This window comes from Shouchella clausii (genome assembly GCF_002250115.1).
GTDB lineage: Bacteria > Bacillota > Bacilli > Bacillales > Bacillaceae_D > Shouchella > Shouchella clausii.
Genome location: NZ_CP019985.1, coordinates 3,244,862 through 3,253,952 on the forward strand (window position 1 = coordinate 3,244,862; position 9,091 = coordinate 3,253,952).

Consider the following 9,091-nt stretch of genomic DNA (forward strand, 5'->3'; position numbering starts at 1 on the left):
TTGGTATATAAGGGTTTATGCATTTATTTATTATAAAAAGGTTAATAAAGTTAATTAACATACCTATTCCTCTCATATGAAAATCCTTTATTAAAGAATAAATAAAGACATTTATATCAGGAGGAATAGGAAACTTGTTAACTATATTAACCCGATGACACTCAAACCATTGGTATATCAATGAAAACTAGCATTTTCGTTCATTAACCCTTTATTAACCCATATCGAGGTGATGGTGATGCATCCAAAAGATATTATCGCTGTTTTTAAAAAGGCTGGCGCTGACTTAACCCTTGACACAGAAGGGATTGTAGCAACAAACGCTAAGCAAGTGAGTGAATTAACATTGCAGTTTGCTAAAGAGAATAAAAGAAGGCTCATTATGTATTTGAAAGGTGAGTATACAGACAAAAAGCATTCTATTTTTTCTACAAATGATCAATTGGTGGATTTTTTCCTTAAAAGGGAAGTGAATAATCCGAAAGCAATTGATGCGTTTTTAAGAAACAATTCAGACTGTGCAGATATGGTCATAAGAAGGATGCAAATTTTAAAAGAGAACGGTTGGAAGTATGAGGAATGCACAGCCAATTATGAAAATGAAGATACGGATTTGTTGGCAGAACTATTATTCAAGCGAGCCATGGCGGATCGTAAAAAGAAGGGAGCATAGAAGGTGAGTGCTCTAAGCTACAAATACACTCCAAAAGAAGTAGACGAAATCTTGAAAACACTGACCATCACTGTGGACACCAGGGAGCAGAAGAACCAGCACGTTCGGGATTATTTTGTTAAAAAAGACATCCCTTTCGTGAACAGGACCATGAAAACAGGCGATTACGGTTGCTTTATTCCTGCCAATCCAGATTACGGGATTATGCGTGACATGTTTGTCTCTGGCTCTGTGGAAAGAAAAAACGGAGTGGATGAATTAGTTGAATCAATTAAAGATCGAACCAGATTTGAAAATGAGTTGATAAGAGCATCAAGAATGCCCTTTACCTTGATAGTTGAGGACGTAAATGGCTATCAGAAAATATTAAACGGCACATATCGCAGCCAATACAAGCCTCAATCGTTGCTTGGCTCGCTCAAAACATTTGAAGCGCGCTACGGGTTTACGACTCACTTTATTAATCCGGCATATTCAGGCAATTACATCTATCACACATTACTTTATTTAGCCAGGGAGGTATTGAAATCATGAGTGTTAAAAAGAGACGATCCGAAAAAGAAACGTGCGCACTTATCGACAATATCATATTAGCGCGGCAAAATCAGAACACATTTCAGTTTAAGTCATCATGCGGCGGGTATGGTTTGATGCTACGTGACAAAAGTAAACTAGCACTTATTAAGCGAATTAGAGTTAAAGAAGAACGCGGTTGGGAATGTGCAGCACCGATTGCCTATAAGGATGAACATTACTTTGTAAAGATGGTATTTAACCGGAAGCCGTTAAGGGAGCAGGTGTGATTATGAGCAAACCAGCACACTATGAATCAAAAATTGATCCACTCGCTTATATGAAAGAAAACATGAGCGCGGCAGGGTACGAAGGCTTTTTGATTGGCAATGTAATTAAGTATGTGACCAGGTATCCGAAAAAGAACGGCTTGGAAGATTTGAAGAAAGCAAAGGACTATATCGAAAAAGCCATTGAACTGTATGAGAAAGAGGAAGAGGGAAAGAAAAAACAGGATAATCATCATAATTGGGTTTGTCCAAAATGTAAAAAGTCCAACAGCCAAAAGATTCCCCCAGGAAGTACATTTACGATATTTCATTGCTCTTATTGCCGTCTACCAATACAGGCGAAGTTCAAATGATAGCCCTAATCTGCATCATTGCTGTGGGAAGCCTAATTGCTGTTGGCACATTACTGTTTTTGAAAGGCGCTACAAGACATGAAGAAACGATGAAGGGCGACGATGGGGATTTTTAAAGAACGTGGGAAAAGGAGGAAATGTTTTGGCCAAGATACTAGATGCTTGCTGTGGTAGCAGAATGTTCTGGTTTGATAAGAGTCACGAAGATGCAATTTATATGGACAATCGCGAATTAAGTACAACGCTGTGCGATGGTCGAACTTTGGAAGTTAAGCCTGACGTATTAGGTGATTTCAGAGATATGCCATTTGATGATGATAGTTTCTATTTAGTTGTGTTTGATCCTCCACATTTGCTAAAAGCAGGCGAAGAATCGTGGTTAGCAAAGAAATACGGAATTTTATCAGTTGATTGGAAGGTTGATATAAAACGCGGTTTTGAAGAGTGTATGCGTGTTTTGAAACCAAATGGAGCACTTATTTTTAAATGGAATGAGGACCAGATTAAAACTAGTGAAATTATAAAAGTAATTGGTCAAAGGCCGTTGTTTGGTAATCGGAGAGCGAAAACCCATTGGATGGTTTTTATGAAATAAATAGTGGCTCCTGCCGCCAAAGGAGGAAATGATGAAAAGATATGCAGTAGGTGTCGCAATACATGACGGTGAGATTGTAGTTAAAATCGTGTGGGCTACAGATGAAATTAAGGCAATGATGAGGGCAGTTCAAGAAGAACAAATTTCCTTCGTTGAAGAGGAACTTGGGGAAGATGAAGCAAAAATTGCGCGTTCTGAGATTGAACATGATGACTCTACAATGGAGTTTTCCTCTATTGAGCAAGTAATCGAGTATTTTTACAAAGGAGATACTCACGTTTCCAGACCAGTGGAAATCCGAGAACATGACCTCCCCACGATAGAAGAGGGGGTAGAGGGAGTGAAGGAGTTGTTGGATAGATACGAGCAGAAGTGGTCTAAATATAAGTAGACAGGAGGGGAAACGGAATGGATAAACCAAAATGTGCTGAATGCGGGAAAGAAGGTAAATTTCTGTTAGTTATTTTTCATCCCACCGAGGGGAAAACGCTGGTCTGTGAAGACTGCTTTATTGTATAAGGCCACTACTGTATAGGAGGGAACGGAATGGGAATGAAAGTATTTAAATTTTGCGAGTGTGATTGGGTTTGTGCGAAGTCATTAGCAGAAGCAACTGATTTTTACCGTGAAGATACAGGTTTAAATTCTGCCGCATTTGAACTTGGCGTAAGTGTGGAGGAACTAAGTTTAGACGAAAAAATCAATATTCCGTTCGACGATTTTACATTAGAAGAAAAAGGACGTGTAAGACTAGGTGAAATGATTTTTTCACATGGCGAAATGCGGGTTGAAATGACACTATCTCGGCTTCTTGAAGTCGGAGGACATACGGAACCTTGCATCATTTATTCCACAGAAGTATAGGACACTATTGTATAGGAATACTCACTCCCCGCCCTGTGCGGGGCATCACATTAGGAGGAACTCATGAATCTAACAAAATTATTTGAAATCCAAAAAGAGCTAGACGAGGCGATCATCAAGAAGAAAGGGCTTGAAGGTAAAGACTTGCTGCAAGAACGAATTCTAGCGCTACTAGTGGAACTAGGAGAGTGCGCAAACGAGTGGCGGGGGTTCAAGTTTTGGAGTGAAAACAACTCACCTAAACCACCGCAATATAATTGGAGAGTCTCAGAAGATGGATTAAATAAAGAATGGATACCTGAGTGGGGATATGAATCTTATCCGCTCCTAGAAGAATACGTCGACTGTCTTCACTTTTTCTTGAGCATCGGAATTTCAATAGGCCATACAGACTTCGAGGCTTGGGAGTATTCTTATACTAAAGACGAAACAAAGCAGTTTCTTGCTGTTTTTGGTCAGATAGATAACATCAGAATAATTTTTGAAGACAAAGACAATATTGAACCAGATGATTGCGTGGTGTATGAAACTGCTTTTGCGCACTTCTTGGCTTTAGGAAAGATGCTAGGATTTACTTGGGGAGAGATCGAGCAGGCATACCTTCAAAAGAATGAAATCAATCACAAAAGGCAAGAAACGGGGTATTGAACATGTCCTCTCCTGTGGACAGCAACAAACTCACCGACGAGGAAAAGCGTGTCATCTTAGATGCAATTGCCTTCTTGGAGCATTACTATTTCAATGCGAAAATGCAACAAGAAAGCGGTCTTAACAAAACGGATTATGAAAAACTCGCCCTTATCAATAGCATCAAAGCTAAGTGGGCACTTGGGATTGAATTGGACTCATGAAATAATGGGGTGGAGTGATGGAACAGAAAGAACTATTTGAACTCCCAGAGCTAGATAAACAAAAAACAAAGGAGGCTGTAGAAGAAGCGTTTGTTAAATACCGGATGTACAAATACTTGCAATTCGATGATCGGGAAGCTGCTATTACATCTCCCTTTAAAGACGTTGTAGTCAAAACGAGTGGGACCAGCGATAAAACTGCTGATACCGCCATTTATAACGCAGACATGAAGGAATACCAAAAGCGTTTTTGCGAAAAGCTTGAACGCGTCGTGAAACATCTTCCTTCATTAGAACAGTTTCTTGTTGAGAAGCGTTACATGGACAGAAACGCGGAGTATATGACCGATTTAAAAATGTACAACTTTGTATTTCAACCGCCTATAAGCGCTAAGTTTTATTACAAACTACAGCGCAATGCATTCTATAAAATTGCACTTGCAATGAACTTCAATGTAGAGAAAAACAAATAAATTGTTGTTTACTAGTGAATCTTGTGTTATTGTAATTTTAATTATCCAAAATAAGAGCTTCGAGGCACAAGATTGACAATGGTTTGGGCTATTTTAACGTTCGATGGTGGCCAAAATGCAGATTCCGGTTCTCGCGTTGTGGGTTCGAATCCTGCTAGGCGCGTCTTTAAAAAACACATCAGTCGATGTGTTTTTTTATTTTTGCAAACCGGCGCAACAGCCAAAACAGAAAAAGCCCGTTCCAAACAGGGAATGGGCTAGCCTATTTAAAGTAATCCAACCATTTTTAAGCCATAATCAATGCCATTTTCATGCACAGGCTTTGTTACGTAGCGGGCTTGTGCTTTCACTTTTTCAGGCGCATTGCCCATCGCTACTCCATGCTCGACAAATGAAAGCATTTCGAGATCATTTAATTGGTCGCCGAAAGCATAAACATTGGCCAAGTTTATGTTTGCACGCTTAATAAATTTGGCAATCCCATTTGCTTTTGAACCTTCGCGAGGCAGCACATCTACAGACAGTGGATGCCAGCGGACGAAGCGAAGCGCTGGAAAGCGAGTTTCATAGTCTTTTTCTTCGCCTTCCTCACAAAAGAGCAACGCTTGGTGGAGCGGTTGCTCGTTGTATAAATCAGGATTGTATTGGGGCAAGTCAATTTTTAATGTCTTGATGCTTTTAATTACATAAGGGTGGTCTTCACGGTTAGAGGTAAACGTTTTTGAACCCATAAACACAAGAGGATGCTCCTGCGAAGACGCATAACGCTCCATCTCGGTAAATGCGTCCATATCAAGCGTGTTTTCGTAAATTAATTCCCCTTTAAAGACGACGTATTGGCCATTAAAGCAAATATATGAATCGATCTCTAGTTCTTCGCGCAATTCCTTAAAAAAGTAAGGAGCGCGCCCTGTGGCAATGGCCACTTCATGTCCTTTCTCTTTTAAAGCAGCTATCGCTTGTTTTGTTGATTGCGGCAGGCGCTTCTCTTCATCTAGCAACGTACCGTCAATATCAAAAAAAATAGTTGCTCTCTCCATCCGATCGATTCCTCCTTCACTCTGTCAATGAAAACAATACATTACTCGATTTTGCCTGTCAAATGCGATACAGGGGATTAATAGGCACTGCTGGCGGGTAAGATGATAATAAAAGGAGTGATTCGTATGCCAGCATATAAAGTCGTGCTCAGTTTTATTGACGGGACGATGGATGAGTGGCGCTTTGAAGAAAACCCCAATTTAAAAATTAGCGAGTGGACAAAGCAACAAACAGGATGGGTTAATATCCAAGGAACGTATGTAAATATAAATACGGTAAAGCGGATCGAAACGATTGAAATTGATGAGCAGACGGATCGATAACTTTTTACTTCTGCCCTCAAGGCATGTATACTAACAAGAAAACGGGTATGAGGTGAAAAGGTTGGAAGAGCAAGTCACAGAGCGGACGAGACATCGCCATACAACAGATAAAGCAAAATTGCAAAACCGCTTAAAGCGGATTGAAGGCCAAGTGCGCGGCGTCCAAAAGATGATTGAAGAAGACCGTTATTGCGTCGATGTCCTTGTGCAACTTTCGGCAATCCAAGCCGCACTTAAAAAAGTAAGCATGCATATGCTTGAAGACCATTCAAAACATTGCGTGGCAGACGCAATAAAAAAGGGCGACGGCGACGAAGCCATTTCAGAATTAATGGATATCATCAGCCGCTTTTCAAAATAAGCAGCTGATTTTTTGTGCACCCTATATACCTAACGGGGGTATTGTGTTATGCTAAATAGAACAACGAAAAGGAGTGAGTAGGATGGCATCAATAACCCTTTCTGTGTCAGGAATGTCGTGCAACCATTGTGTAACAGCGATTCAAACAGCGGTTGGCGAACTAAACGGCGTAAAAGAAGTCAATGTATCTCTCGACAAAAATGAAGTAGCCGTTTCCTACGATGAAACAGCGGTTGCTGAAGACAAAATCAAGGCAGAAATCGAAGACCAGGGGTACGAAGTCAATTAGGCTCCTGAAGGCGAGAAAAAACCGCAGCTTGTCCGCTGCGGTTCGTTTTTTACTCCATTTCCTCCCGAAGGAGAGAAAAGACGAGTTGGTCGACGTATCGGTTGCTTTTATATAACGCTCCGCGCAACCTGCCTTCCTGCATGAAACCAAGTTTATGTAAAGCATGAATGGAACGGTCATTGTCCGGTTCGATATAAGCCTCGACTCGGTGAAGACGGTGTGTCCGAAAGCCATCTGCCAAAATACAACGCAACGCTTCTGAAGCATAGCCTTTGCCCCAATAAGGTTTCCCAAGTTCATAGCTGATTTTTGCACTATGGTGTTCTGTTTGAAAGGTTTCAAACCCGCATGTGCCAATAATGTCATCTGTGTCCTTTAGTTTGATTACGTATCGCGAAGCTTTTCCTTCTGCCATTTCTTTTAAAATTGTGCGGATCAGCGAACGCGCTTCATCAATCGTCCGGAGTGTGTCAATTTTCATATACCTTGTCACGCGCACGTCAGACCAATAAGGAAACAACGCTTCTGCATCACCTTCTAAAAGTTTACGCAAAACCAAGCGAGGGGTTTCAAAACGACTTTCACTGTCCACCAGTGGTCACCATCTCTCTCTTTATGCTTTTTTTCATATTTTAGCATGAACGACACCTACTTGCACGCTCTTCGGCAAGTAATTTAACAGTTGACTTCTATGAAAAAATCGGTTATAGTTATAAATGTCCAAGAGATGCATTGCTTATACATACTGATTGGATCCGTTAGCTCAGTTGGGAGAGCGCTACCTTGACAGGGTAGAGGTCACTGGTTCGAGCCCAGTACGGGTCATCTGTTGAAACCCTTATGTGATAAGGGTTTTTCTTTTTGTTATGAACCGAAAGTAACCTCAAAAAGTCTTATTGGAGACAAAAGTGGGGATGTACTATTTTACTCGTTTAACTGAGGCTTTGAATATATTATGGAAGTTTCATTGTTTCAATCAAATTCTTCAAACACACCATACTAATGTGCGATAACCTCCACAAACAGCTCTCGCCACCCTTAGGGGTGGCTTTTTTCGTTCTGATTTTAAACTTGAGCTAAACAAAGAATGCTCTATTTGCTTTTATTAAATATCTTTTTGACTAATAGAGTTAATTTTTTAAATAAATTTTGACAAAATTCTTCAAAATATTATGCGACAAATAAACGTACTAGATAAAAGAAAACCCCTACTATACCAATAACTAGAAGTAATTGAAATCCGGTGCTTATAGCATCCAACTTTATCACCTATTTATTATATTCCATAAGAAGAGCCTATAATTACGAGTTTAGAGGATATCAAAAGAAACGATTGGCATAAGCCACACTAATTTAACCATAAAGCCCCCGAAACGACTTTCAGGGGCGTTAACGCATGCTTCTCTTTACCTAAAACCCAGCCTTATACTGAGTAGGAGCATCAACAGCAAGCTTTAATTCGGACGCGGCGCCAAGAGCCCAGTATGGGTTGGCTAACAGGCCGCGGCCAACGGCGACGAGATCGGCTTCTTCATTGCCGATCACGGCATTGGCTAAAATAGGGTTTTCAAGGCGGCCGACGGCGATTACAGGGACAGATAGTGCCTGTTTGATCTGTTTTGCCAGCGGCGTTTGGTAACCTGCGTGGCTTCCTGGCAGCCCTCTAGAGCCGATTGGCCCTTCGCCGCCAGAGCTGACGTCGAACACGTCGACTCCTTCGTCTTTTAAAATCTGTGAGAAGCGGATGGCTTCTTCTATATCGTAGCCGCCATCGACATATTCGGTTGCTGAAATACGCATCAATAAAGGCATGCTGTCGGGGATGACGCTTTTGACCGCGCGAATGACTTCTTTGGCGAAGAGCGTGCGGTCTTTACCGTAACGGTCTGTTCGTGTGTTCGTATATGGTGAAAGGAATTGATGGATTAAATAGCCATGGGCGCCATGGAGTTCAATCGCATCAAATCCCGCTTCTACTGCTCGGCGGGCCGCTTCCTTAAACATTTGTACCATCTCAGCGATCTCGTTCTCTGACAGCGCTCGAGGGGTTTTGTATGTTTCGTCAAATGCCTGGGCCGATGGCGCAACGGGTTCAGGTGCGTCTTCCGCTTTTCTGCCAGCATGGGCGATTTGAATGGCGATTTTGGCACCATATTGGTGAGCTGCATCGACAATCTGCTTAAACGCATCGCGATGGGCGTCTGACCAAAGGCCAAGGCAGTAATCGCTAATCCGCCCATTCGGCTCGACATTGGTCATTTCTACGATAATCAGGCCAACGCCGCCAATTGCTCTGCTTGTGTAATGGTGCAAATGCCAGTCAGTCGGCATTCCATCTTTGCCTGTAGCCGAATATTGGCACATAGGCGACATGACGACACGGTTTTTCAACGTAAGCTCCTTCAGTTGAAAGCTGTCCATTAAGTTTGGCAAAAGAACCCCTCCCATTTTTTAGTTTGTTCAGG

Annotated in this window: 16 protein-coding genes and 1 tRNA gene; 14 read left to right on the forward strand and 3 right to left on the reverse strand. The window is 41.6% G+C overall.

Features of this window, described 5'->3' with window-relative positions; translation table 11 throughout:
• Positions 1 to 238 precede the first annotated feature (238 nt).
• The 10 genes from BC8716_RS15720 (at position 239) to BC8716_RS15765 (ending at position 4,612) form a co-directional block, all read left to right on the forward strand.
• The gene (locus BC8716_RS15720; RefSeq protein WP_094427183.1) at positions 239 to 673 is read left to right on the forward strand and encodes a hypothetical protein; all 435 of its coding nucleotides are present in this window, start codon (positions 239 to 241) and stop codon (positions 671 to 673) included.
• Between the two features lie 3 nt (positions 674 to 676).
• Positions 677 to 1,207, forward strand: coding sequence for an ERCC4 domain-containing protein (locus tag BC8716_RS15725; protein ID WP_094427186.1), 531 nt, complete (start codon positions 677 to 679; stop codon positions 1,205 to 1,207).
• Positions 1,204 to 1,476 carry a hypothetical protein gene (locus tag BC8716_RS15730; RefSeq protein WP_094427189.1) on the forward strand — a complete coding sequence of 91 codons (273 nt, stop codon included), beginning with the start codon at positions 1,204 to 1,206 and terminating at the stop codon, positions 1,474 to 1,476. The genes BC8716_RS15725 and BC8716_RS15730 overlap by 4 nt, the downstream gene beginning before the upstream one ends.
• A gap of 2 nt (positions 1,477 to 1,478) precedes the next feature.
• Positions 1,479 to 1,829, forward strand: a complete 351-nt coding sequence (locus BC8716_RS15735; protein WP_094427191.1) for a DUF3310 domain-containing protein — start codon at positions 1,479 to 1,481, stop codon at positions 1,827 to 1,829.
• Between the two features lie 178 nt (positions 1,830 to 2,007).
• Positions 2,008 to 2,424 carry a class I SAM-dependent methyltransferase gene (locus BC8716_RS15740; RefSeq protein WP_094429271.1) on the forward strand — a complete coding sequence of 139 codons (417 nt, stop codon included), beginning with the start codon at positions 2,008 to 2,010 and terminating at the stop codon, positions 2,422 to 2,424.
• A 31-nt stretch (positions 2,425 to 2,455) separates the two neighbouring features.
• Complete coding sequence (locus BC8716_RS15745; RefSeq protein WP_094427193.1) at positions 2,456 to 2,815, forward strand: hypothetical protein; 360 nt, start codon at positions 2,456 to 2,458, stop codon at positions 2,813 to 2,815.
• A 155-nt stretch (positions 2,816 to 2,970) separates the two neighbouring features.
• Positions 2,971 to 3,288, forward strand: a complete 318-nt coding sequence (locus tag BC8716_RS15750; protein WP_094427195.1) for a hypothetical protein — start codon at positions 2,971 to 2,973, stop codon at positions 3,286 to 3,288.
• A 63-nt stretch (positions 3,289 to 3,351) separates the two neighbouring features.
• Positions 3,352 to 3,936, forward strand: a complete 585-nt coding sequence (locus BC8716_RS15755; RefSeq protein ID WP_094427197.1) for a dUTP diphosphatase — start codon at positions 3,352 to 3,354, stop codon at positions 3,934 to 3,936.
• 2 nt (positions 3,937 to 3,938) lie between these two features.
• Positions 3,939 to 4,139 carry a hypothetical protein gene (locus BC8716_RS15760; RefSeq protein ID WP_094427199.1) on the forward strand — a complete coding sequence of 67 codons (201 nt, stop codon included), beginning with the start codon at positions 3,939 to 3,941 and terminating at the stop codon, positions 4,137 to 4,139.
• A gap of 17 nt (positions 4,140 to 4,156) precedes the next feature.
• Complete coding sequence (locus BC8716_RS15765) at positions 4,157 to 4,612, forward strand: ArpU family phage packaging/lysis transcriptional regulator (RefSeq protein ID WP_094427202.1); 456 nt, start codon at positions 4,157 to 4,159, stop codon at positions 4,610 to 4,612.
• 266 nt (positions 4,613 to 4,878) lie between these two features.
• Here the strand turns inward: BC8716_RS15765 and BC8716_RS15775 are convergent, their stop codons facing one another.
• A complete protein-coding gene (locus tag BC8716_RS15775; RefSeq protein ID WP_094427207.1) occupies positions 4,879 to 5,652 on the reverse strand; it encodes a Cof-type HAD-IIB family hydrolase in 774 nt (257 codons plus the stop codon).
• 126 nt (positions 5,653 to 5,778) lie between these two features.
• Here BC8716_RS15775 and BC8716_RS15780 point away from each other — a divergent pair, with 126 nt between their 5' ends.
• The 3 genes from BC8716_RS15780 (at position 5,779) to copZ (ending at position 6,626) form a co-directional block, all read left to right on the forward strand.
• Positions 5,779 to 5,976: a hypothetical protein gene (locus BC8716_RS15780; protein ID WP_094427209.1), complete on the forward strand. Its 198-nt coding sequence runs from the start codon at positions 5,779 to 5,781 to the stop codon at positions 5,974 to 5,976.
• 61 nt (positions 5,977 to 6,037) lie between these two features.
• Positions 6,038 to 6,337, forward strand: a complete 300-nt coding sequence (locus BC8716_RS15785; protein WP_062749312.1) for a metal-sensing transcriptional repressor — start codon at positions 6,038 to 6,040, stop codon at positions 6,335 to 6,337.
• Between the two features lie 82 nt (positions 6,338 to 6,419).
• A complete protein-coding gene (gene copZ / locus BC8716_RS15790) occupies positions 6,420 to 6,626 on the forward strand; it encodes a copper chaperone CopZ (protein ID WP_094427212.1) in 207 nt (68 codons plus the stop codon).
• Between the two features lie 49 nt (positions 6,627 to 6,675).
• On the opposite strand, the gene BC8716_RS15795 is transcribed toward copZ, so the two are convergent.
• Complete coding sequence (locus BC8716_RS15795) at positions 6,676 to 7,218, reverse strand: GNAT family N-acetyltransferase (RefSeq protein WP_157730468.1); 543 nt, start codon at positions 7,216 to 7,218, stop codon at positions 6,676 to 6,678.
• Positions 7,219 to 7,378: 160 nt separating this feature from the next.
• On the opposite strand from BC8716_RS15795, the gene BC8716_RS15800 reads away from it, so the two are divergent.
• Positions 7,379 to 7,451, forward strand: a tRNA-Val gene (locus tag BC8716_RS15800).
• Positions 7,452 to 8,036: 585 nt separating this feature from the next.
• Here the strand turns inward: BC8716_RS15800 and BC8716_RS15805 are convergent.
• Positions 8,037 to 9,047, reverse strand: coding sequence for an NADH:flavin oxidoreductase/NADH oxidase (locus BC8716_RS15805; RefSeq protein WP_406550703.1), 1,011 nt, complete (start codon positions 9,045 to 9,047; stop codon positions 8,037 to 8,039).
• Between the last annotated feature and the right edge of the window lie 44 nt (positions 9,048 to 9,091).

Bases quoted from the DNA above. Each gene is read 5' to 3' on its own strand.
- BC8716_RS15745 (WP_094427193.1), top strand. From the start codon at position 2,456: ATGAAAAGATATGCAGTAGGTGTCGCAATACATGACGGTGAGATTGTA.
- BC8716_RS15750 (WP_094427195.1), top strand. From the start codon at position 2,971: ATGGGAATGAAAGTATTTAAATTTTGCGAGTGTGATTGGGTTTGTGCG.
- BC8716_RS15760 (WP_094427199.1), top strand. From the start codon at position 3,939: ATGTCCTCTCCTGTGGACAGCAACAAACTCACCGACGAGGAAAAGCGT.
- BC8716_RS15735 (WP_094427191.1), top strand. From the start codon at position 1,479: ATGAGCAAACCAGCACACTATGAATCAAAAATTGATCCACTCGCTTAT.
- BC8716_RS15775 (WP_094427207.1), bottom strand. From the start codon at position 5,652: ATGGAGAGAGCAACTATTTTTTTTGATATTGACGGTACGTTGCTAGAT.
- BC8716_RS15720 (WP_094427183.1), top strand. From the start codon at position 239: ATGCATCCAAAAGATATTATCGCTGTTTTTAAAAAGGCTGGCGCTGAC.
- copZ (WP_094427212.1), top strand. From the start codon at position 6,420: ATGGCATCAATAACCCTTTCTGTGTCAGGAATGTCGTGCAACCATTGT.
- BC8716_RS15740 (WP_094429271.1), top strand. From the start codon at position 2,008: ATGTTCTGGTTTGATAAGAGTCACGAAGATGCAATTTATATGGACAAT.
- BC8716_RS15755 (WP_094427197.1), top strand. From the start codon at position 3,352: ATGAATCTAACAAAATTATTTGAAATCCAAAAAGAGCTAGACGAGGCG.
- BC8716_RS15805 (WP_406550703.1), bottom strand. From the start codon at position 9,047: ATGGACAGCTTTCAACTGAAGGAGCTTACGTTGAAAAACCGTGTCGTC.
- BC8716_RS15730 (WP_094427189.1), top strand. From the start codon at position 1,204: ATGAGTGTTAAAAAGAGACGATCCGAAAAAGAAACGTGCGCACTTATC.
- BC8716_RS15765 (WP_094427202.1), top strand. From the start codon at position 4,157: ATGGAACAGAAAGAACTATTTGAACTCCCAGAGCTAGATAAACAAAAA.
- BC8716_RS15780 (WP_094427209.1), top strand. From the start codon at position 5,779: ATGCCAGCATATAAAGTCGTGCTCAGTTTTATTGACGGGACGATGGAT.